This window comes from Polyangiaceae bacterium, from assembly GCA_015075635.1.
In the GTDB taxonomy this organism is placed as follows: Bacteria; Myxococcota_A; Polyangia; order Polyangiales; family Polyangiaceae; genus JADJKB01.
This window is the reverse complement of record JABTUA010000003.1, coordinates 404,949-427,571: the sequence shown is the minus strand read 5'-3', so window position 1 is coordinate 427,571 and position 22,623 is coordinate 404,949. Positions and strand designations below refer to the sequence as shown.

Here is a 22,623-nt window from a genome sequence, read left to right as displayed (position 1 = left end):
ACACCGAACGACCCGTGTAACGCTCGCCCTCCGCGGCCCACATTGCTAATAGGACATGTGTGACGGACGCCGCCGAGGACGCGGAGCTCGTGCGCCGGGTGGCGACGGGCGAGGAGCGCGCCGCCGCGGAGCGGGCCTTCTGCCAGCGCTATGCGGCCCGCATCCGCCGCTACGCCGAGCGCCACCTGCGGGACCCGGACGCCGTTCTGGACCTGACGCAGCAGGCGCTCCTGGGCGTCATCGAGGCGATGCGGGCGGGCCGCATCGACGACCCCGCCCGGCTGGGAGCCTTCGTGCTCTCCACCTGCCGCCACCTGAGTTGGGACGCGAACCGAGCCGCGGCGCGCCAGGAGCGGGTGCGCCGGGCGCTGGGCGCCGAGCCTCTGCCGATGGTGGAGCTGTCGGACTCGAGCCTCGACTCGGTCCGGCTCGGGCACTGCCTGAGCAGGCTCGCCGAGCGCGAGCGCAGCGTGGTCCTGCTGACCTACTGCGAAGACTGGCCCGGCCCGCGCATCGCCGACGAGCTCGGGACGACCGCGGGAAACGTGCGTGTGCTGCGCCACCGCGCCATCGAGAAGCTCTGGGCCTGTCTCGAAAGGAGCGTTGAGGGATGAGCCCATGCCTCTCGATCGAAGCGCTGCGCTGCTATTTCGCGGGCGATCTCGCCGAAGAGGAGGCGCTGAGGCTCGAGGACCACGTGTTCGAGTGCGGTGCCTGTGCCCGGCTTTTCGAGCGCGAGGGCGCCATGAGCCTCGCGCTCAGGGCGCAGATCCCTCCGGTCATCACGCACCACCGGCTCGCCGCGCTGGAACGCGCAGGCCTTGCCGTGAAGAAGGCCGTGATCGCGCCCGGGCCAACCGTGGACGTGACGTTCTCGGCGGACCTCGCGCTCCTGATCAATGCGCTTTCGGTGAACGCCGACGACGCGGATCGCCTCGACCTGACCATCACGGACGGCTCCGGGCAGACCATCGCCGAAGTGCCGGCCATTCCTTACGACCGCGGCAGCGGCGAGGTGTTGATCGCGTGTCAGCGTCACTACGAGGAGGCCTTCCCGCCCCTCGTCCGATTCGAGCTCACCGCCGTGAAGGGCAACGAGCGGCGGTCCGTGGGCAGTTACGCGGTGAATCACCTCTGGGAGCGCTGAAGAGGTGTCCATCATTGTCGATTTCGTCGGCCGGAGACGCCCGGCGCCGTCCCCGCACCCGAACCCGCACCCGCACCCGGACAGTTTGCGAGCTCGATGTCTCTCCCATAGTTCCCTCGTACGGTTCCGACTTCCGGCGCCGACCTTTGCTCCGCGGGGTCCCTCGGGTCGGTTCCCCCACTTCTTCGCTCGTACTGCGGCGCTCCGATTTCTCGTCGCCCCGGCCGCGCTCGCTTTCGCTCGCGCGGTCGTTCCCGGCTTGCGTCGGAGGCGACGAGACCTCCCAGGTTCCTGGGCAGCCCTTGCGTGCGTGCCTCGGCCTCAGATCCCGCCGGAGCCGATGCGCCGAGGTCCCGAGCATTCGCCCTGTGTCTTCGCGCACCGATGGTGCCTTCCGCGTCCATGACCGCGTCGGCCTCCGGAACATTGAGCCTTTGGGGACTCGACCTCTCGGCCCGCACGCCCGCTGTCTACGCTTCGTCGGCCCCTCGCGGTGCGCACGACGCAAGACTCGCTTCCAACTGGTGACCTCCGCCTTGGCCGGTCGGGACTCTCACCCGCGGGCTGCTCACCGAAATTTCAGGACGCTACTTCCTTCCTTTCCGGCCAGGCTTGGCCTGGCGCACCTTGGACACCTCTTGAGTCACCGGCTCCGCTAACGCGCGCACCCCAGCCGCCGCGCGAAGCTCTCCGCGTCCACCGCCTCCGGGCGGATCATGCGTCGCTTCGCCGAGCGGGCAACGAGCTCCGCGCTCGGCGTCTCGAGCCGTTCGGCGCGCCCGCCCTGGAGCTCGGCGCGGATCTCCCGCGCGACCTCCCGGCACACTGCCAGGGTCTCCGCGACGTGCTCGGCGGTGTGCGCCGCCGACGGGCACTGGCCGTCGTCCTGGAAGAACAGCACGCCGCGGCGCACCGCGCCGGCGTAGAAGCGCGCCTCCGCCGCCTGGTCTTCGAACAGGATTTGCAGGATCGGCGCCGGCCCGAGGCAGCGCGCACGCACACCCTCTTCGGCGAAGATCTGCTCGAGGCCGCCCATCAGCTCCGCGCCGGCGCGCCAGATGGCGCCGACCACGTCGCGCTCCTGGTAGAGGCGCACGCTGGCGAGGGCCGCGGCGAGCGCCGAGGCCTCGGCGTAATAGGTGCCGAACACGTAGGTGCGCGCGCTCGCCTCCAGCACGTCCTTCCGACCCAGCACCGCCGCCAGCGGGTAGCCGTTCGCGAGCCCCTTGCTCAACGTGAACAGATCGGCGCTCACGCCGAGGTGCTGGTGCGCTCCGGCCGGCGCCAGCCGGAGCCCGGCGCGGACCTCGTCCACGATGAACAGCGCCGACGCAGTGTGCGCCAGGGCGCGCGCGCGTTCGAGCAGCTCGCGGCCGAAGAACCCGGGCTCGGGCGTGACCAGCACCGCGGCCACTCGGGACCCCTGCTCGGTGAGCAACCGCTCCAGCTCGCGGAGGTCGTAACCGAAGTCGAGCACCGCGCCGGGCACTGGAGCCGGCGCCGCACCGGGCAGCAGGCGATCGTCCCAGCCGTGGTAGCCCGCCGACACGACCAGATCTCTGCCGGTGAACACCCGCGCCAGCCGGAGCGCGGCGTGGATCGCGTCGCTGCCGTTCTTCACGAACAGCGCTTGCTCGACGCCCGGGAGCCAGCGCGCGAGCACTCCGGCGAGCTCCTCGTACTCCGCGGGGCAGGCTCCGAGCAGCACGCCCTGACCCCCGCGCCGCGCGACGGCCGCGTCCACCTCCGGGCAAGCGTGCCCGAGCGTGACCGCGCCCTTGCCTTGCACCCAGTCGAGCCAGCGCCGGCCCGAAGCGTCCCAGACGAACGCGCCGCTGCCGCGAGCCAGGAAGGTGGGGTACCCGTGGCTGTAGCCCGAGCGCAGGAAGGTCAGGATCCCATGCGGAACGTGCGAGCCCTCGGGCCCGGGCTCGGACTCGGCGACCCAGTCGGTCACGGCGCCCGCCCGCCGGCCAGGGCCTCGAGCCGCTGGGAGAGCTCGTGGAGCTTCTCGATGAAAGGCTCGCGCGTGCGCCGGAGAAAGCGCCAGAAGTAGAGCCCGGAGTCCTCGAGGCGCAGGAGCTCCGCCGAGAGCTCGCCGAGGCGGCCGAGCGCCTCCGCGTCGCCGCTGCGGCGGGCGAACGCTTGCTGGAAGGCCAGGTCGCGCGTGAAGCTGTCGAGCAGCCGGAAGCAGGCGAAGTCGTCGGCCGTGTGCAGCCAGGCGCCGAAGTCGAACAGGAACGTGCTCGTCGGCAGGTAGCGCTCTTCCGCCGAGCCGGCGCGCTCTTCCACTGCTGCGCTCCCGAGCACGAGCCGGTCGCTGTGCTCGGAGAGCGTGCGCAGGACCGCTTCGTAGGCGATCAGCGTGCGGCCGTTCACGCGCTCGCCGTCGTCGCCGAGCACCAGGAGCTGGGCGCCAGAGGCGAAGTAGTCGTCCAGCGCGCGGGCGAAGGCCGGCATGTCCCCGGGCCGGTGCAGCACACCCTGGTCGAGATCGACGAGCTGCCAGGTCAGCGCCGGGTGGCGCGTGACCGCGAGCACGCGCGCGTCACCCACTCTGAGGGCGGAGAGCCCTCCCAGCTCGGCTTCGTGGAGCAACGGGCGGAGGCGCGGGGAGAGCACCTTCTGACCCAGGCGCTCCTCCGGCTCCCAGCCGGGCAAGACCGAGCCCAAGAGCCGCGCGCTCCCGTCGAGCACCGTCCAGCCGATGCCGGCCTCGGCGAGCACCGGCACGAGCCAGTGAGTCCAGCCCAGATCCGCCGGCCAGAAGCCGCGCGGCTCGACGCCCAGGACGCGGCGCTTGGCCTCCACGTCGAAGCCCACCTGGGCGCGCGCGCGCTCCGGGGTGAGCAGGGGCAGGAGCGGATGGAACGCACCCGAGCCGACGATCTCGAGCAGCCCCTGGTCGATCAGCTCCCGGAGGCGCGTGACAAGCTCGGGCGCGAGGCTCGGCAACCGGGCCAGCAGCCCGCCGGAGACGTTGAGCGAGAACGGGACCTTCAGCCGCTGGTGCAGATCGAGGAGCGGCAGGTACGACTCGAGCACCTGCTCGCGAACTTCGGCATCCGGTACGAAGAACGGTTGGTGGATGTGCCAGAACAGAGCCAGCGTTCGCCGCAGCTCAACTGACACGACGGAGCTCCTCCGACTCCCCGACCAACTCCGAATAGACGGCCACGGTCGCGTCCGTGACCTTCGCCCAGGCGAGCTGCTCGGCCCGGCTGCGGGCGCTGTCCGCCATGCGGCGACGCACGACCGGCTCGGAGATCACGCTCAGCACGGCGTCGCTGAACGCGCCGAGGTGCTGCGGGTAGCGCACGAACCCGTCCACGCCGTCGCGCACGAAGTCTCCCGCGCCGCCCAGCGCCGACACCACCACGGGGCAGCCGGACGCCATGGCCTCCAGCGTGGTCAGGCCGAAGGGCTCGTAGACGGAGGTCGAGAGGAACACGCTGGCAGCGGCGTAGAGCGCCGGCAGCTCGGCGTGCGCGACGTAGCCCAGGAGCTCGACGTGGCGAGACAGGCCCATGAGCTCGGCTCGGCGCGCGACGCGCTCGCGCTCTGGCCCGTCACCGGCGATGCGCAGCACGGCGTCCGGGCGCGACACGCGCACGCGCCGCAACACCTCGAGCAAGTAGTCGAGCCCCTTCTGATCGCTCAGCCGGCTGACCGCGAGCAGCGTCGGCACCTCGGCCTCGGGGCCTCTGACCGGTCGGAAGGCCTCGACGTCCACGCCGTTCGGCACCACGCGGATCTTCTGGTCGGGGACGTCGTACTCGCGGGCGAGCAGCGCCTGGATGTAGTGGCTCGGCGCGATGACCCGGTCCACCATGCGGAAGCCCATCGCCTCGAGGCGCGTCTTCTCCTGCACGGGGATCGGGTGGTTGGCGTAGGTGAAGCCGAAGCGCAGCGGCAGGTGGGCGGTCATCACCAGACGCACCGGCTGGCGGGCGCGGAGCGCCAGCGCCGGCAACACGCCGTACCAGTCGTGGACGTGGACGACGTCCCACGCTTCGCCCAAGAGACCCGCGGTGGGGATGTGCGCCTCGAGCTCGCTACCCGAGAGCAGCGAACGCTCGGGCAAGCGCTCGATCAGCGCGTCGAGCGACACGCTCTGCACACGGACTGCCCGGCCCGCCGCGGCCGGATCCCGGTGGTAGTCCTGACCCTCGACCACCACGACCCCGGTCACGAGCCGCGGTGCGGAGCGCCGCACTACGTTCTCGAGGTAGGTCGCGATTCCGCCGAGACGCCGGGGGGGATACTCCCCGGCCAGGTGCAGCACGCGCGTCGTCACCGTCGCGCAGCATAGTCGATGCGCGGGCGCCGCGCACCGAGATGGGCGACTGACGAAATCCGGGCTAAGCAGACACGCGCCCATGCCGCCCAGCGCCGCCCGACAGCCCGACTTCGGCCCGCTGCCGCCGGACGACTTGGCCGAGCGGACCTTCGACGTGTGCATCGTGGGCAGCGGCGCATCGGGGGCGGTGGCGGCGGACGAGCTCTGCCGCGCCGGGCTCGACGTCGTGGTGGTCGAGCAAGGCCCCTACGTCGACCCGGAGACACGCTTCGCCGACGTGGTGCACTGGGCCGAGCCGGCCTACGTGCGTGTGTTCAGCGGCTGCTTCGCGCTCCAGGGCAACCCCTGGTCGAGCTGCAACGTGGGCGGCGGCACCGTGTTCTACGGCGGCGCGTCGTTCCGCTACCGCAGCCTGGACTTCGACCCGAGCCGCTGGCTGCCGGCCGCGGATCTGCCGGTCGCCTGGCCCTTCGGCTACGACGAGCTCGAGCCCTACTACGGCGAGATCGAGCAGCGCATCGGCGTCGCGGCGGACGCGAGCGGGGATCCCACGGCGCCGCCGACTCCGAGCGCGCGCTACCTGCCGGCGGTCGCCCCGAGCGCCGCCGCGGCGATCGTCGCAGCAGGCGCTCGCAGCTTGGGGCTGCATCCCTTCCCCACCCCGCTGGCCATCAACACCGTCCCGCACGCGGGCCGCGCGGAGTGCGCCAACTCGAACCCCTGCATCGAGCACCGCTGCGAGCGCTTCGCCAAGGGCGACGCGGAGACGGTGTTCCTGCGGCCGCTGCTCGAAGCGGGCAGCCTGACGCTGTACGCCGGGCTCGTCGCCGCGCGCCTGGAGCGGAGCTCGCGTTCGTCGGTCTCGACTCTGGTCGCGCTGCGGGTGGACACCGGGCAGAGCTACCGCATCCGGGCCCGCCGCTTCGTCCTGGCGGCGAACGCCATTCAATCGGCAGCGCTGCTCCTGCGCTCGGCGGACGAGCACTCACCGGGTGGGCTCGGCAACGACCACGACATGGTGGGGCGCGGCTTGTGCTTCAAGATCAGCGAGTGGGTGGACGGCTTCGTCGACGCGGCGGAGCCCAATGACAACGACGGGCCGTTCTCCACCCTCGCGCTCACGGATCACTACCTGGACGCCGCCGCGCCGAGCGGGCTCGGCGGGCTGATCTACGAGGCGCGCTACGGGCACCGCTTCGCCCTGCACCAGGGGCTGCCGGTGCGCATCGAGTGCATCCTGGCGGACCACCCGGCGCGCGACAACCGCGTGCTGCTCTCGCGCGAGCGCGATCGCCATGGCCTGTCGCGTATCATCATGGACTACACGCCGCACCCGACGGATCTGGCGCGACTCGAGCACATGGTGGAGCGCTGCCGGGAGCTCCTCGGCGCCTCCGGCTGTCGTCTGATCCGCCGCGAGGGCAAGGCGCCGCACTTCGGCGGCACTCACCTGCACGGCGCCTGCCGCGCCGGCGACGATCCGACCACGAGTGTGGTGGACGCCTGGGGGCGCGTGCACGGCGTGGACAACCTGTACGTGATCGACGGCGGGTTCATGCCCTACCCGGGTGGCGTCAACCCGACCCTGACCATCCAGGCGAACGCGCTGCGCTGCGCGCGCCGGATGGCACAGGAGCGCTGATCAGTCCTCCGCCCCGACCAACGGCGCCGCCAGCCCAGCGCCGTCGAAGTCGGTGTCGATCACCAAGAGCGGCGCCGCTGGGTCGCCGCCGAGCTCGAACGCCTCGAGACCGCTCGCTGTCGCCACGAGCACGCGCCCGGAAGCTGACAGCGACAGCACCCGGCTGAACCACTCGGAGGCCTCGACGGGAGCGGCGAGCGGCACGAGCTGAGGCGCGACGCCTTCGCGCAACGGAACCACGACGAGCGCTGCCGTTGACGCTTCGCGGGAGAGCAGCACCAGCAGCGCCTCCCGCTCGGGATCGACCTCCACCGCCTCGATGGAGCCGATCCCACCGGGGACCGGCACGTTGCGGAAGCTCTTCGGCGGGGCGGGCTCCGTCGCCGAGAGCTCGCCGACCTCCAGCGAGTCTTCGTCGGCCTGCTTCCGGACCAGGTAGACCTCGTCGCGATCCGGCGCCCGGCCCAGGCGCGAGCTCGGGCGCCCCGGCGCCGGGACGCTGTGGAGGTCGAGCTGCCACCCCGACTCGAAGTCGGCCTCGATCAGCATGTCGAAGTACTGACCCGCCTCGAGGCCGGTACGGGAGAGCGCGAGCAGCCGCGAGCGACCCTGGGCCCGAGTGAGGACCAGACTGGCGGGGCGGGCGACGGCCTTGCTCGACGGGACCAGCGCGAGCTCTGCGTCGAGCAGGGACCAGGTCACGGCCATGTCTTCGGTCAGCACCAGCGTGTGGGGCGGGAAGGGAAACACGCGCGCTCCCGGCCCGAGCGGCTCGCTCTCGCCCAGGAGCTCGAGCTTGCCCTCGGTCACACGGAAGGCGCGGATCTCGCTGGCATCCAGCTGTTCGGTCGAGGTCGCCACCAACAGTCGATCGCCGTCGCGCACCAGGTCCAGGACGACTTCACCCACCACCGTGGTGGAGCGCACGGCCCCGCTCACCGGGTCGAACGCGGCAACCTGGCTCTGACCCTTGCGGGCGAACGCGAGCTCCGCCTTCGGCACGCCGGCCAGGCTGGGCGGCCCCACCGTGTGAAAGGCGGGCAAGGTGGCGCCCGCTGGCGGCGGTTCGTCTTCCGCCGGTGCGGCGCGGAAGGGCTCGCCCGCGCAGCTCGCCAACGTCACGAGACACGAGACCGAAAACCAGACACGGGGCTTGTTCATGCCCGCGCCTCGGCCCGCTCGCGCGGAGAGTTTCCGAAATAGTCGTGCTCATGCTTTCAGCGCATGAGCGCAGGTGCGTCACGGCGCGAGCGCGAGCTCGGCCAGCGACGCTCCTGGCGAGACGTACACCTTCAGCTGATCGAAGCGGGGCGCGAGCAGAGGCACGGCCACGAAATCGTGCAGCTCGGCCGGCGCGCTCGCCACCAATCTACCGCTCGCCCAAGCCTCGACGCGCACGCGCGAGTCCGCACCGCGCTTCTGTCCGGACAAGAGGCACACGATCGACAGCGAGCGCGGCTCGCTGAGCGCGAGATCGAAGACCCCGTCCTCCCCTTCCGGCGCTTGCCACTCGCTCGGCACGTGGTCATCCAATGCGCGCTCGGGGGAGCCGGGCGCCCGGGGCTTGGCCCAGCTCACGAGGTCGGACGCGCAAGCGCCCGCGTGCGACTCGAGCGAGAGCAGCCCGCCGGTCGGGCTCCGATCGAAGGGCGGCAGCGGCTCGAGCATCATGGTCGAGAGCCCGGCGAGCAGCGCCCCGCGGTCGAACGGGTACAAGAACGTGCCGTGCCGCTCCGCGAGCGCGGAGAGGCTGAGCCCTGCCCGCGCGTCGCCGGAGAACGCGCGCAGCCCCGCCTCCGCCTCGCGAACCCGAGCGACCGCGTGGGGAGCGTTGTCTGCGGCCGCGACGGCCGCCACCAGGGCGAGGCCGGCGGACAGGCGCGCCGCGACCAGGCGCCCGGCTCCCTCCGCGGCAGCTAGACCCAAGTGCGCGAACAGGAGCCACGGCACTGCGAGCTCGACGTAGCGCTCGGTGAAGGTCAGCGCGTTGTCGTACTGCGAGCGACCAAAGCCGATGGCGAGCGCGATCACGAGCTGACCCGTCAGCCCGAGCGCGATGACCGTGAACACTGCCCGCCGCTCGCTCTTGGCGAGGACCCAGAGCGCCGCGAGCACGAGCGCCGCGACGAGCAGAAGCGTCCAGGGGAAGGCTCGCGAGCCCGCGGCACCGAGCGCCGCCGGCAGGAGCTCCGCGGAGAGCCTGAGCGGGCTGACGGCGTGCTCGTGGGACTCCGAGAGCCGGCTCCACGGGAAGTAGCGCAAGCCGAGCGCCGCGCCGGTGGCCAAGGCCGCGCCAGCGCCGAGCGACCTTTCGTTGCGCACGGCGACCCAGGCCATGGCCGGCCAGGCGAAGGCGAGCGACAGGACTCCGCTGACCCCGCACAGTGGCAGCGCGACCAGCGCCGCGAGCCCAGCCCAGAACCAACGCCGGCGAAAGCGCGTCGCGCACACGGCCGCCGCGCCGATCGCCGCGGAGAAGAGAGCACCGCTCGCGACCAGCTGCAGGTTGAAGCCGCTCACGAAGCTGAAGACGTGGGCCGGTCCCAGCACGACGAGCGGAATCGTCGCGTCCGCGAGCGTGGTTCGCCCGCGGATCAGCGCGACCGCGCGCAGGAGCAAGTAGGCCGAGAGCGCCAGCAGCGCCAGGTTGAGCACGCGACCCGCCCCAGCGACACCGCTCAGCCGGACAACCAGGGCACCGAGCCCCATCGGCAACGGCATCACGTGCTCGAGCGTCGGCCGGTGCAAGAAGTCCCAGCTCAACGCCTCGCGACCGCTGGCCACTCCGACGAAGTAGAGCTCGCGCAGATAGGGGACGTCGAGCGGCGGCGAGCTGACGAGCCAGGCGTCGAAGGCGAAGAGCACCACACCGGCCAGCCAGAGCAACGCCGGCGCGCGCTCCCTCTCGGTGGGGTGGCTCATGAAAGCGAAGCTACAACGGATCCCCGCTCGTCTTGACCGAGCGCGGCGCGACCCCTAGCTTTCGGGGATGCGCCTGGTGTCGGTGGAGCGCTTGCTCCGGAGGGGCCTCGACCGGCTCGCGCCGGCCCCGCGGGCCGCGCCCGAGCCGAAGCCCGCGCGCGTGTTCTGGTGGTGGGAGCAGATCTGCAATCTGTCCTGCAACCACTGCGACATCGGCAACCGCACGGAGAGCTACCGGCTGACCCCCGCTTTGAACGTCGAGCAAAAGAAGCGCGTGGTCGAGCGGCTGTCGGCCTGGCTGGGCCGGGGCTACAGCCTGTCCCTGATCGCCGGCGAGCCCTTCCTGCATCGCGACATCTTCGAGGTGCTCGGCTTCGCCAGCGAGCGCGGCGCCGTCACCTCGCTCACCACCAACGCCACGCTCATCGCCACCAAACGCCGTGCGCGCCAGGTCGTGGACTCCGGGCTCGGCTTCATGGCCGTCTCCCTCGACAGCTTGGACCCGAGCTTCCACGACCAGACGCGCGGCAAGCCCGGCACCTGGGCGCAGGCGATGAAGGCCATCGAATACGTGCGGGAGGCGAGAGAGGCAGCCGGCAAGAAGCGCCCGGTCGTGTACGTGAACTCCATCGTGATGCGCGGGAACCACGACGAGCTGTTGCGCCTGAGCGACTGGTGCAAGCAGCACGACATCGAGGGGCACACGTTCCAGCCCATCGCCACCACCGATTTCTTCCAGGGGCGAGAGCACCAAGGCGACCACTGGTTCCAGAAGAGCGAGCTCTGGCCGGACGCAGCAGAGACCCTGGCGCTGGTGGACGAGCTCGAGCGGCGGCGCGCGGCGGGCTACCCGATCAAGAACACGGACTCCGACTTCGCGGCCTGGCGCACCTATTTCCAGGATCCCACGGAGCTGGCCAAGACCGCGAGCTGCGAGGGCGAGCTCAAGACCTTGCTGATCACCGAGACCGGGCACGTGAAGATGTGCCCGAACACGCCGGAAGACTTCGGGAGCATCCTCGCGGACGACCTCGACCGCATGTGGAGCTCCCCGGCGGCCAGCCGCGCTCGCGCCCACGTCTACGAGTGCGACTCGCAGTGCAAGATCCTGGCGAACAACAAGGAAGACTTCTACTTCTGAGCACGGGAGAGAACGCCAGCTGGTTCGGTCGCCAGGACGCCTTCGCGTTCCTGGAGAAGGACCGCGACAACCGCCTGCGGCTCGAGCGGGTCGAGCGCTTCCTCGGGCGTCATCCGAAGGGCGAGCTGCTCGACGTGGGCTGCGGCGACGGACGTGTCGGCAAACGCTTCGCGGCCCTCGGCTACCGGGTGAGCGGCATCGACGCCGCGCCGGAGAACGTCGCCCGCGCCGCCGACGCGGGCATCGACGCTCGCCTCGCCGACGCGAGCCAGGCGCTGCCGTTCGACGCCGCGCGCTTCGACGTGGTGTACGCCGGGGAGCTCATCGAGCACCTGTTCGACACTCGGGCTTTCGTCGCCGAGCTGGCGCGGGTCACGCGCCCTGGCGGAACGGTGATCGTCACCACGCCCAACCTGGCGCACCTGCCCGACCGCCTGCGCCTGCTCCTGGGCCGTGCCCCCAGCCAGACACAGCCGCTGCACCCGTTCCTCAAGCTGCACATTCGCCCCTTCACCGCCGGCACGCTGCGCGAAGCCCTCGGCGAAGCTGGGCTCAGCCTAGACCGGCTGGAGAGCACGCTGGTGGTCTGGCGCCGCGACCCCCAGGACCCCGATCGCGTCGTGCTCGCCTCACGCGGCCTGGCGAGGCTCTTCCCGACGCTCGGCAGCTTCCTGATCGCGTACGCGACGAAAGGCTAAGGGGGTGTCCCTAGTTCGGTGTGCGACCGAGCGGCTCGATTCGCGCCGCTCGGCGGTCAGCCGAGCCCCGGAATCACTTGAACAGTCTGGTCATGATCAGATCTCGATCCGAAAGTGAGGCGTGAGCGCGAAGACCGGCCGGGGCCGGCGCCGGCCGTTTCCACCGAACGGAAGGGTCGCGTGGCGTTTGCTGTCGCCAGCGGAGCGCGAATCAGGGACACCCCCTAGAACGCCAGCTTGTACCCGCGCTCGGCCAGCGCCGCGAGCTCCTGGCCGGGCAGCCCCTTGACCAGCGGGGCCTTCTCGCCGATCTCGACGCGGAACTCGTCCACCGTCACGACGTCGACGCGCATCTCCTCTCCCAGGAGCTCGCGTAGCCCACCTTGGATGGCGGCGGTCACGTCGGCGCGAGCCGCCGGGCTCGCCTCGCGCTCCCAGCCCACGCGCACCTCGACGCGCTCGAGCGCCGTCTGGATGACGCGGAACCAGCGCACGTGAGCCACGCGCTCCATCACCGCCATGACGCGGAACGGGTCGTGGAGCGCGCCGCTCGGCGTGATCAAGAAGTCCAGCTTGCGCCCGCGAAGCTGGCTCAGGAGTGGCAGGCTGCGCCCGCACGCGCAGGGTTCGGCGTGGAGCGCGGCGAGATCTCCGACGCGGTAGCGGATGATGGGCATGGCGCGCTGGTACAAGTTCGTGAGCACGACCTCCCCGACCTCGCCCGGCTCCGCCGGGCTGCCGTCCGGGCGCACCACCTCGACGAAGTTGAAGTCCTCATCCACGTGGTATCCGCCACCCCGAGGACACTCCCAGGCGATGATGCCGGTCTCCTCCGTGGCGTAGAAATCGACGATCTTCGCGCCGAACGCGTTCTCGATGAACCAGCGCGTGCTCGGGTCGAGCAGCTCGCCTTTGGTGACGACGCGGAACGGCCGGTAAGCGAGCCCGCCGGCCGCCTCGATGGCCAGCGCGAGCATGCGGATGCCGGCGAGCACGCCGTGGAACCAGTCCGGCTGCCGGCGGTCGACCTCCGCGAGGGCCTGCTCCGGGGCGAGCCACCACGGGTAGGCCTCGCGGCGCCACACCCGCAGCCGCTGCGGCAAGAACGGCTGGGGGGCCAGGTGCGCCGGGGCGTCCAGGATCATCTGCGTGTGCCAAGGGCGAAAGCCGTGGGCCGTCAGGAAACGCAGCTCCTGCACCCGCCGCGGAAGCTCCGCCACGGGGTCGAAATAGACCCGCACCGGCGAGCCGGTTGAGCCGCTCGACTTTCGCTCCAGGAGCGTGGTGCGATTCACCGCGGGCCAGAGCAGCGCCTCGGTCTCGTCCTTGACGTGTCGCTTCTCCAGGAATGGCACCTCGGCGAAGGCGCGAGGATCGGCGAGGCGACGGACGCCGAGGCCGGCGGCGCGAAACTTCTCGCGGTAGTGCGGCACGTTCTCCGCGGCGTGCCGCAGGATGCGCGCGCGCCGCGCCTCGACGAGCCGGCGGAGCGCAGGGGCGGGCAACCAGGCGTTACCGAGCACCTGCGGCAGGAGCCCGGCGGCACCTCGAGCGTAGGCCCTCGCGAGCTCTGCGAACGGACGCGCGTGCGGGTCTGGCCCGAGCCCGGCCCGGGCCATCAGTAGAAGACCTCCGCCCCTTCGAGCGCGCTCCAGTCGATGGCTCGCTTCTTCACGCGACGCAAGACGAGCATCGAGGACACCGTGCCGTGATGAGAGCGCTGACAGCTCGGCTCGATGTCCACGAGAGCCGAGGCGTTCGCCGCGATGAAGGCCTGGAGCGCGACCCCGAGGGACAGCGGATCGCGCACGCTGGACCCCGCCACGCGAGCTGCGGGTGCGACGATCACGCCCCGACCACCGACGCGAAGCGCACCGATGCCCACGCCGGCGAACACGCGGAGGCCGTCCGGGCCGTACGGCGGGTCGGTGATGAACAGGTCGCAGCTCTTGCCCAGCTTCGGCAGCCGCCCTCGGTAGGCTCCTCGGAGGTCGTGCTCCACGGTCACGACCTTTCTCTTGGACTCTCGCCTCACGATGTCGAGTAGCTCCGCGTCGAAGTCCACCACGGTCAGGTCGGAATAACCGAGCCAGTGCAGGCACAGGCTGGTCAGGTCGTCGTCCCCGACCAGGAGCACCCGCTCCCGCGGCGTGGCGAGACGCGTCAGGAGCCCGAGCCGACGCTGCATCGAGGGCGCGTCGACGTGGTAGGCGCCCTGCGCGGGTTTGTCCGGGGTGCGGAGCGGGATGGCGCGGCGCACCACCCGCCGGATCTCGGCCGCGTTCGCGCTCATGCCCAGGACCGTTCGTAGCCGCAGTGGGGGGAATCTTCAATCACTCGTGTTCCACGCGGCCGATACCTGCCCTAGTCTGGCCCTCGACCATGCCGCGCGTCGTGCGCGCCGCCTCGTTCCTGCTGCTCGGGTACGCGCTCGCGCTGGTCGCAGCGCAGGCGATCGTGCGCGTCCTGGCCTGGGACATGCGCGGCTTCGACGCCAACCTGATCGACTACACCTGGCAGGTCGAGCTGCCCTGGCGCGCGACCCGTGGCGAGTGGAGCGGCCGGGACTTCCACTTCCCGATGGGACCTCTGTGGCAGGTCTTCGCGCTGACCGGCACCCTCGCCGGGCAGTTCTCCGCGCCGCTGGTCATCGCTGGCATGCAGGTCGCCACCCAACTCGGCGGCATCGCCATCGCGCTCTGGCTCTCCCGCGAGACCCGCGGGCTCACGCGCTTGCTGCTGATCGGGGCCATCGTGTTCGCCGCCTACGGCGCCGGGATCTCGACGCTGCGACCGCTCCTCTCGGTCGTTCACCTGGTGCTGTACGCGCGGCACGCCCAATCGAGCGAGCCCCCGCGCTGGAGCGCGGCGTTCGGCGCTGCCACCGCCAGCTCGCTCTTGATGCTGCTCTCGTTCGATCGACTCGTGTTCGCCAGCCTGTCCGTCGTGGTGATGGCGAGCTTCGAGTGGCTCTCACGGCGTCGCTCGGGGCTCGCACCCGGCTTGGCCGTGCAGCGCTTCGTCCGCTACGCGCTGGCGCAGGCCGGAGCGCTGCTCGGCCTATCGGCGCTGGCGCTCGCGCTCGGCGCGAGCCCGCTCGCCTACCTGGCGGGGCAGCGGAGCCTCACCGCATCGTACGCGGTGAACATGGCGACCTCGGGTGAAGGCTCGCCCGTCGCGGGGGCGACGCTCTTCGCGCTCGCCGCGGCTGTCCTCGCGCTCGTGCCGCTGCTCCGGCAAAAGCCCTCGCTGGTCGGGAGCATGCTGCTCGGGGGGGCGCTGCCGCTCCTGGCCTTCTCGGCGGTCCAACCGAATCCCGGGCACGTGTTCATGGGAGCGCTGCCGGTGTTCGTGGTGCTGTGCCTGGTGGCGGCGCACCAAGACCTCGGGGTGCCCGGCGTGCGCGTCGGCGCGGCCCTGATCGCGACGACCTTCCTTTTCGGCTGGTTCGGCACCTTCCGTGGCGACATCTGGCTGCACCCGAAGAACCTCTCGACCTTGCGCGAGGTGCTGGCGCGGCGCCTTCTGCCGCAGACCGACTTCGTCACCGATCTCGGCCGCGCGACGGAGGCGGCCCGGGCTCTCAAGGCACGCGAGCCCGAGCTCTCGTGTCTGGGATTTTCGCCGGCGCTCACCGCCGCGCACGCGCTGGCCGACGTGCCCGGCCCGACCTCCGCGCGCATCCGCTGGAACGCCGAGCAGCGAAGCGAGCTCGCGCGGGACATCGCCGCCGCGCGCTGCCCCTACTTCTTCTACCAGGTGGGCGGCTTCGACCGGCCCGACCGGCCACACTGGTTCATCGGCGAAGACCTGTTCGCCATCGCGGAGCACTACGCCTTCGAGCGCCGACTGGGCCCGGCGACCTACCTGCTCCGCGTGCGCGAGACTCCGCTGCCCGCGCAGAGCGCCGAGCTGGCCGTCGGGACGAGTGAACGCTCGCTCGCTCTGGGAGAAGAGCTGGTGGTGCCGCTCGGTCGCGTGGTCTCGGACGCGGACCTCTTGCGCGTCGAGTACGCCTTGGGCGTGCCGCGCTGGGCGACGGCCCTCGGCGCGGCGCCGCGCCTGGAGTACCGCTTCGAGCTCGCGGGCGAGGCGCAGGGCGAGTTCATCGACGTGATCGACCTGTCGGTGAACCGGCCCACCCGCAGCCTGCTGGCCGTGAACCCATCCATCGTCGAGGCGCGCTGGATGGGGCAGCTCGCAGAGACTGACTCCAAGAGCGCGGACGCGATCCGCTTTCGACTGCTCGCTCGCGGGCACCTCACCCCCGGGCGGGCCACGTTCCGCGTGCTCGGCGCAACGGTGTCGGCGCCGGGCTCCAAGCTGTCCTCCCGCGTCGGCGCCGTCTGCGAGCTCGAGCGGGACCTCCTGAGCGACGCACGCGGCGACGGCGCGCTGGCGCGAAACGTCGCGCTGCGCCCGTCGTCGGAGCGCTTGCTGCTCCACCCAAACCCGCTGAGCGAGCAGGGCGCGGAGGTGTTCTTCCCCGTTCTGCCTTGCGCGGACGCCTGTGTCGTCGCCGAGGCGGGCATCGATCTGCCGGCCGGAAGCGGCGACGGAGCGGAGCTCTTGCTGAACGTCCTGGACGGCCCGTCACGCCCGCGCGTCGCCGCCGTCGACATCTTGCCGGGCTCGGCCCCTCGGCGCATCGAGGTCTCTTTGCAGAAGTTCGCGGAGCGCGACGTGTTCGTGCGTCTCGGCTCGTTGCCCCGCGCCGACCCCAGCCGGGACTACCTCTGGGTGCAGCGCCCTCGGCTCGCGCGTTGCAGCGCGCGCTCGGGCCTCGCCGCGGCGCTCGCGAGCGGAAGCGCCTCCGCCGCAGGCGCCGTGGACGTGCGCGGAGACGACGTCGCGTTCGGCGCTGGACAGAGCAGCGTGAGCTACCCGTTCACGGTGGTGGCCGACACTTGCCTCGAGCTCGAGCTCGTCGCAGAGGGAGACGGCGCAGAGCTCTCTTACCTGATCGCCGTGCGCGCCGACGGCTTGGCCCACGCGCTCGCGATGGGGGAGGCCAGGGCTGGACAGCGCGCGCGGGTGTCGCAGCTCTCGCTCCACGACTGGCACGAGCGCGACGTGTCGCTCGAGGTGCACGTCACGCGGCGGTCGAGCGCGGAAGGTCTCCTCCGGCTCGTCCGACCCCGGCTCGAGAGGTGCCGGCGCTGATGACCCGGGACAAGCGCACCTTCGTGCTCTGGGTCGGCTACTTCACCTTGGCCATCGTGGCCAATGCCCTGGTTTGGTCGAGCCGCGTGGACGATCGCCTGCTCGAGTACCGCCACTGGGACTACGGCTGGGAGCTGCTCTTGCCTTGGGAGGCGGCCCGAGGGCGCTGGTCCGGGCGAGACTTCTCCTATCCCATCGGACCGCTCTGGCAGCTGCTCGCGTTCTTGCCGAACGCGCTGGGTGAGTTCAGCGCTCGCCGCGCCGTCACGGGGCTCCACCTGGTATTCCCTCTCGTGTCGCTCGCCATTGCCGTCGCGCTCGCACTCTCGGCCTCGACACACTGGCGTGAGCGCTGGCTCGTCCTGGTGCCGCTCTGCTTGCTGGGCCTGCACGACGACGTGCGCTCGCTGCGCGGGCTCTTGCCGCTGGCGGCGCTCGGGGTCTTCCTGCCGCGGGTCGGCACGCCGAACACCTGGGGCCGAGCCTTCGTCACCGCGGGCCTGCTCTCCGCGAGCGGCTGGCTCTCGCTGGACGCCGGTCTGCTCGGCCTGGCCGGCCTCGGGGCCGCGGGCCTGACCAACGCAGCCATCGCGTCCGATCGCCGCGCCGAGCTCTGGCGTCTGGGCAAGGCGCTCGTCGCCGTCCTCGTCTGGCAAGCCGCGTTCGCCCTGGTCCTCGCGCAGAGCGGCGGCAGCTTCGCGAGCTACGTCCGAGGCGCCTTCGACATCACCGCCGCCTACGGCACCACGATGTTACTCGACGCCGAGGGCTTCTCCCCGCAGAAGCTCGCGCTGCTGGTCGTGCTCGCATTGGTGCCGTTCTGGCACCTCACCCGCGGCGAGCGCCGCGACCCGGTCTCTGCGGCGTGGCTCGCCGGAACGACGCCGTTCCTGATCCGCGCCGTGCTGCGCAGCGACGCCGAGCACGCCTACGCCGCGATCCTGCCGCTGGTCGCGGTGTTGTTCCTGCTGGCGGTGCGGCAGCGACGAGTGCGACCCCGCCTGGCGGCGTACGCCGGCCTCTTGGGTGTGGTGTTCGTGCTCGGCTGGTTCGGCGCGCACCTCGGGCGCTCCAACGCATGGGATCCGCGAGGGCTCCCCCGCGCGCTCGGCGTGCTCCGAAAGCAGGCTCCCGTGGACGCGGAGTACCGCGGCGACTTCCGTCGTCTGGCCGACTGGCTACGCGCGCGCAAGGCCGAGGGCGTGCGCTGCGTCGGCCTGCCTGCGAGCAAGGTGGCGCTGCATGCCATCACCGGCGTGCCGGGCCCCACGGCCATGAGCCTGGGCTGGTCGGCGCCGCTCCAGCGCGAGATGGCGGACGCCGTGCGGCGCGAGCGCTGCCCGCTCTACGTGCAGGAGATCGTCAGCTACGACGAGGGCAGCTGGGGCTTCGGCGAGTACCTGCTGGCCTTGCACGAGCTCTACGAGCCGGTGGAGCGCCTGGGACCCGATCTCTGGGTGACGCGGCTCCGCGACGCCCCAGCTCGGGTGGAGCGCACCACGCTCCCGCTCGCCGAGCGTGGCAGCGCCGTGCTGCGGGTCCCCGGTGAGGTCAGCCACCGCTTCGCGCGGCCGGTACCCTGGGATCGCGCGCTGTCCATTCGCTACGCCTTCGAGGTGCCGTGGCTCTCTCGCTTGCTCGGCGGCGTGCCTGGCCTGGAGGCGCAGCTCTACTCGGGGAACGAGCCCATCGGACCGCCGATGAGCGTGCCCTACCCGACGCTCGGGACGTTCACGACCGTCTTGCCGATCGATCCCGCGGTCGCCGAGCAACGCTTCGTCGCCGGCGTCGCGCCCCGCACCACTCGCCTCGCCGACCGCATCGTGCTCCGAGCGCGAGGCGGTCGCACCAGCCCGAGCGTGATCACGTTCGCGATTCTGGAGGTCCAGGAGCTGACTGCTGCGAGCACTGCCCCTCCGCGGAGCGGCGAGTGCCGGGAGCACGCCGATCTCGCGGCAGCCGCTGGGGGCCCGGCGGTGTTCTTCCGCACCGCGACTCCGCGCGTGCAAGGTGACACGCTCGCGCTGGACCCGAACCAGCACCCGGAGCCCGACGCGGAGGCATTCTTCCCCGTCGTCCCTTGCGAGAATGCCTGCCTCTACGCGGAGCTCGGCGTGGCCTCGGGTCCCGAAGACGGCGACGGCGTCGATTTCGAGATCCACGTGATCGACGGCCACGAAAAGCCACGTCTCTTGGCCTGGCACGCTCGGGCGGGACACTCGCCGAAGCCGGCGGAGCTTCCCCTCGGACAGTGGGCGGGCCGAGACGTGCTCTTGCGCTTCGGCACCCGCTCCGGTGCGACGCTGCGGGGAGACCGCGCGCGCATCCAGCGACCGCGCGTGGGGCCGTGCAGCACGGTACAGAACCTCGTCGTCGCGCTGCACCACGGCGCGCACCGCGTCCACGCCGGCAGCGCCGAGGTACGCGGCGACACGCTGCGCCTGGCGCCGGCGCCCCTGGGCCAGTCGCCGACCGACGTGCGGCTCACGCTCACGCCGCCGCCCGGCAGCTGTCTGGCCCTGGACGTGCGCGCCGAAGATCCGCCGCCGGACCCCGGGCGCATCGCCGTGGACATCGGCATCGTGGACGGTGACCTGGTGTTTCGGCTCGAGCGCCCGGAGCTGGGGTCACGGGACGTGCCACGGAGCTTCAAGGAGCTGTCGCTCGAGCGTTTTTGGGGAAAGCAGGTCGAGCTGCGGCTGGCGGCGTGGGCGCTCGACGAGCACGCTTCACCCACGCCCGTCGTGGCCAGCCCCCGCGTGCACCGCTGCGGCGACGGGGCGCCTTGGGGCTTCGGCGCGCGCTGAGCCGGGTCAGTCCACTTCTCGGGGCCGCCAGACGTGAACGAGCTCGGGCCGCGTGCTGCCGAGCTCGGACCACGCGCGAACGCCGAAACGCGCGACGGCGGCGGTGGGCATCGCTTGTCGCATCAGCGACAGGTCGCTCAGCAGATCCTCCATCCCCGGGTTGTGACCGACCACCAAGAGGCAGCCGACCTCGGCGGGCGTGCGGGCGATTTCAGCGAGGATCCCGGCAGGATCCGCCATGTAGAGCGAGCGCATGAGCCGCACCTCCGGCTTCCAAGCGAAGGCCTCCGCCACCGAGAGCGCCGTGCTGCGAGCGCGCAGCGCGGTCGAGCTCAGGATCAAGTCCGGCTGGAGCTTCTCGCCGACCAGGAGCGCCGCCATCTGCGGCGCGCTGCGCTCGCCGCGAGCGTTGAGCGGCCGGTCGTGATCGGCGACGTCGTCGTCCCAGCTCGACTTCGCGTGCCGCATCAGGAGCAGCGTCTTCATCTCAGGGCTTCTTGGCAGGCAGCCACTCGGCCTTCGTGGTGAGCGCGGTGCCGATCTCGACGCGGGTGATGTCGCCCTTCTCGCACACGATCTTCACCTTCGGTACGCCGGCGTCCACCGACACGACGCTGTCCACCTTGGCCGGCTCGGTGTGGACCTGGCCCACGCAGAAGGCCATGACCTTGAGCCCGGAGGTCAGCGCACCCGAGCGAAGCGTGGCCAGATCGACGATGACCTCGGCCTTGTCCGCCATACGCTCGACGGTGGCCTTGCGGCCCTCGACCTTCTTCACCGTTCCGAGGTGGTAGTCCTTGGCCGGAGCGCGCAGCGGCGCCCACACCACCACGCCGCTGAGCTGGTCGCTCGGCGGGAGCCAGGTGGAGGTCTCGGTGTTCTTCAGGTTCTTGGCCTCCACCCAGGCGCTCGCCTTGTCGTAGAGCGCGGGCCCCTCCGCGGCGCCCGGATCCTCGCTGGCGATCAGCGCGAAGGCTCCGCCCTTGGCGAGCTGCCAGACCTTCTTGCCGTGCGCGAGCTTGCCGGTCTCCTCGCCAGCGCTGCTCTCCGGCGGGCGGAGCGAGATGGCGCCCCAGGCCCAGGCCGTGCTCGGCTTGGCGAGCTTGCAGCGCAGGCGCTCGCACTCGACGGCGATCGCCAACTTCTGGCGGGCAGCCTCGATTTCTTCGGGCACGCTCTCCCAGCCGGCCGCTTTGACGGAATCGTCGATCTGCTTCTGCATCTCGCCTGGCTTCTTGGCGCTGACCGCCGTCTTGACCAGGTTCTGCACGTGCAGCTTCACCGCGTCGCGCACCACGCCGTCGGCGATCTTGCGCTCCGCTGCGCTCAGCTTGCCGGCCTTCTCGAGCTCGTCGAGCTTCGCGAAGGCCTCCTGCCACTTCTGCGCGTCGAGCATCGGCTTCAGCACGCCCAGGCCCTGCTCGACCAGCCCCCTCTGGAGCAGCGCTTCGGCCTTCTTGTACGTCTCCTTGTCGAGCGCCGTGGTCGTGTCCGGCGCGGTCAACAGCGAGCGCGCCGCCTCCACGTTGCCGGCCTTCACCTCTTCGGCCAGCTTCTGCTCGAGGCACTTCAAGAGCGCCGCGCTGGTCTTCTTGATCAGCGCGGCCTTGAAGTGCGCGCGCCCCTTGGTGCGCACCGGATCCGCCACCAGCTTCAGCGCGCTGGCGCACTTGCCTTCGGCCGCGGACTCCAGCGCCCGCTTCGCGGCCCGTTCGGCACGGGCGTCGTCCACGGCCTTCTGCAGGTCCCGAGCCTTCTGCGTTCGATCCACGCCGGCGTAGAGCGTCGCTTCCTCCGCGCGCTCGTCGGCGGTGGTGAAGTCCTGCTGCTTGAGCAAGGCCGAAGCCTCGTCGATCAACAACTGCGCCAGCTCCTCGCGCCCTTCTCCGGCGGCCTGACTGTCGGGGAAGCGCGAGACCAGTCGGCGATAGGTCTCGGTCTTCTTCTCACTTCGAGCCTTGCCGAGGAGGTTCTGCGCGCGCTCCTCGTCGCGCTCGGCCCCGGCCGGGGTCTCGGGCCCCTTGCCGCCGCCGCAGGCGGCCAGGGTCAGCGACGAAGCGAGCGCCAGCGCGATGAGCCCGAATCGGGAGGTGTAGCGGTTCACGCGCGGATGCTTCCGCCGAGCGCATGCGGCCGTCAAGCGTGGCGACCGGGGACGGTTCCATCGGCGCGGAAGTCGGTCTACAGAAGGCTCCGAGCCCGCCGTGCCGACCCCTCCCCCAGCGCTCCCCGAAGGCTCCGCCGAAGTCGCCGCCTGGGCGCGCGGGCGGCGCATGAAGTTCGAACCCTGGCCCGATCAGGTCTGGTTCAACGCCTGGGAGCCTTTCGACACGATGGTGGCCGCCGAGGCCTGGTTCAACGCCGCGTCTTGGTCCGTGCCCCCGGGTGGCGCGACCATCGCGGAGCCCTGGCACGCCCCCATCGACAGCGAGCCCGTCGATCGCACCGTGCTGCTCTTCATCTCGAACCCCGGCTTCGTGCGGCGAGCCGCGGCCCGTGGCGGCGAGCACTTCAACACCCGCGTCGCTTACCTGGAGAGCCCGCCGATGCCCACGGTGAAGATCGGCGATCCGGCCTGGGACGACCACATGTTGACGCTCGCGGCCTCTCCTTCGGAGGCGGCCGCCGCTTTTCCCAAGGGCGCACGGCAGCTCCTCGCGTCTTGGCGCTTCAACGGCCACATCGAGGTGCGCCCCGGCGGGCTCGTCGTTCACTTCGCCGGCACCCGGCCCATCCCCGCCCACCTCGATCGCCTCGTGGCCGCGGTGGGCCCCTTGGTCAAAGAGCTGACGCGCGGCTGACT

At 71.4% G+C, this 22,623-nt stretch carries 17 protein-coding genes; 8 read left to right on the top strand and 9 right to left on the bottom strand.

Annotated elements, in window-relative coordinates:
* Positions 1 to 59: 59 nt before the first annotated feature.
* Together HS104_32540 and HS104_32535 are read left to right on the top strand one after the other, a co-directional pair.
* The gene (locus HS104_32540) at positions 60 to 614 is read left to right on the top strand and encodes a sigma-70 family RNA polymerase sigma factor (GenBank protein MBE7484683.1); all 555 of its coding nucleotides are present in this window, start codon (positions 60 to 62) and stop codon (positions 612 to 614) included.
* On the top strand, positions 611 to 1,147 hold the full coding sequence (locus tag HS104_32535) for a zf-HC2 domain-containing protein (GenBank protein MBE7484682.1): 537 nt from the start codon (positions 611 to 613) through the stop codon (positions 1,145 to 1,147). Before HS104_32540 ends, HS104_32535 begins: the two co-directional genes overlap by 4 nt.
* A 655-nt stretch (positions 1,148 to 1,802) precedes the next feature.
* Here HS104_32535 and HS104_32530 read toward each other — a convergent pair.
* The 3 genes from HS104_32530 to HS104_32520 are packed head-to-tail and all read right to left on the bottom strand — an operon-like array spanning position 1,803 to position 5,444.
* Positions 1,803 to 3,104 (bottom strand): aminotransferase class III-fold pyridoxal phosphate-dependent enzyme, encoded by a 1,302-nt coding sequence (locus HS104_32530; GenBank protein ID MBE7484681.1) that lies wholly within the window; start codon positions 3,102 to 3,104, stop codon positions 1,803 to 1,805.
* Entirely contained in the window at positions 3,101 to 4,279 is a 1,179-nt protein-coding gene (locus HS104_32525; protein ID MBE7484680.1) for a hypothetical protein, read from the bottom strand. Before HS104_32525 ends, HS104_32530 begins: the two co-directional genes overlap by 4 nt.
* Positions 4,269 to 5,444, bottom strand: coding sequence for a glycosyltransferase family 4 protein (locus HS104_32520; protein MBE7484679.1), 1,176 nt, complete (start codon positions 5,442 to 5,444; stop codon positions 4,269 to 4,271). Before HS104_32520 ends, HS104_32525 begins: the two co-directional genes overlap by 11 nt.
* Positions 5,445 to 5,526: 82 nt before the next feature.
* On the opposite strand from HS104_32520, the gene HS104_32515 reads away from it, so the two are divergent.
* Complete coding sequence (locus HS104_32515; protein ID MBE7484678.1) at positions 5,527 to 7,089, top strand: GMC family oxidoreductase; 1,563 nt, start codon at positions 5,527 to 5,529, stop codon at positions 7,087 to 7,089.
* On the opposite strand, the gene HS104_32510 is transcribed toward HS104_32515, so the two are convergent.
* Both HS104_32510 and HS104_32505 read right to left on the bottom strand, forming a co-directional pair.
* Positions 7,090 to 8,250, bottom strand: a complete 1,161-nt coding sequence (locus HS104_32510) for a hypothetical protein (protein ID MBE7484677.1) — start codon at positions 8,248 to 8,250, stop codon at positions 7,090 to 7,092. It lies immediately after the preceding gene.
* A gap of 78 nt (positions 8,251 to 8,328) precedes the next feature.
* The gene (locus HS104_32505; protein MBE7484676.1) at positions 8,329 to 10,011 is read right to left on the bottom strand and encodes a hypothetical protein; all 1,683 of its coding nucleotides are present in this window, start codon (positions 10,009 to 10,011) and stop codon (positions 8,329 to 8,331) included.
* A 67-nt stretch (positions 10,012 to 10,078) separates the two neighbouring features.
* Here HS104_32505 and HS104_32500 point away from each other — a divergent pair, with 67 nt between their 5' ends.
* Positions 10,079 to 11,152 carry a radical SAM protein gene (locus tag HS104_32500; GenBank protein ID MBE7484675.1) on the top strand — a complete coding sequence of 358 codons (1,074 nt, stop codon included), beginning with the start codon at positions 10,079 to 10,081 and terminating at the stop codon, positions 11,150 to 11,152.
* Positions 11,110 to 11,850: a methyltransferase domain-containing protein gene (locus HS104_32495; GenBank protein MBE7484674.1), complete on the top strand. Its 741-nt coding sequence runs from the start codon at positions 11,110 to 11,112 to the stop codon at positions 11,848 to 11,850. Before HS104_32500 ends, HS104_32495 begins: the two co-directional genes overlap by 43 nt.
* Before the next feature lie 224 nt (positions 11,851 to 12,074).
* Here HS104_32495 and HS104_32490 read toward each other — a convergent pair whose 3' ends face one another.
* The gene (locus HS104_32490; protein ID MBE7484673.1) at positions 12,075 to 13,469 is read right to left on the bottom strand and encodes a phenylacetate--CoA ligase family protein; all 1,395 of its coding nucleotides are present in this window, start codon (positions 13,467 to 13,469) and stop codon (positions 12,075 to 12,077) included.
* Positions 13,469 to 14,143, bottom strand: coding sequence for a bis-aminopropyl spermidine synthase family protein (locus tag HS104_32485; GenBank protein ID MBE7484672.1), 675 nt, complete (start codon positions 14,141 to 14,143; stop codon positions 13,469 to 13,471). Before HS104_32485 ends, HS104_32490 begins: the two co-directional genes overlap by 1 nt.
* A gap of 89 nt (positions 14,144 to 14,232) precedes the next feature.
* Between HS104_32485 and HS104_32480 the strand changes: the two genes are divergently transcribed.
* Positions 14,233 to 17,013: a hypothetical protein gene (locus HS104_32480; protein ID MBE7484671.1), complete on the top strand. Its 2,781-nt coding sequence runs from the start codon at positions 14,233 to 14,235 to the stop codon at positions 17,011 to 17,013.
* Positions 17,013 to 19,820, top strand: coding sequence for a hypothetical protein (locus HS104_32475; protein ID MBE7484670.1), 2,808 nt, complete (start codon positions 17,013 to 17,015; stop codon positions 19,818 to 19,820). The genes HS104_32480 and HS104_32475 overlap by 1 nt, the downstream gene beginning before the upstream one ends.
* A gap of 6 nt (positions 19,821 to 19,826) precedes the next feature.
* Here the strand turns inward: HS104_32475 and HS104_32470 are convergent, their stop codons facing one another.
* Positions 19,827 to 20,306 carry a histidine phosphatase family protein gene (locus tag HS104_32470; GenBank protein ID MBE7484669.1) on the bottom strand — a complete coding sequence of 160 codons (480 nt, stop codon included), beginning with the start codon at positions 20,304 to 20,306 and terminating at the stop codon, positions 19,827 to 19,829.
* 1 nt (position 20,307) lies between these two features.
* A complete protein-coding gene (locus tag HS104_32465) occupies positions 20,308 to 21,924 on the bottom strand; it encodes a hypothetical protein (GenBank protein ID MBE7484668.1) in 1,617 nt (538 codons plus the stop codon).
* A 169-nt stretch (positions 21,925 to 22,093) separates the two neighbouring features.
* On the opposite strand from HS104_32465, the gene HS104_32460 reads away from it, so the two are divergent.
* On the top strand, positions 22,094 to 22,621 hold the full coding sequence (locus tag HS104_32460) for a hypothetical protein (GenBank protein MBE7484667.1): 528 nt from the start codon (positions 22,094 to 22,096) through the stop codon (positions 22,619 to 22,621).
* The last annotated feature ends 2 nt before the right edge of the window (positions 22,622 to 22,623 follow it).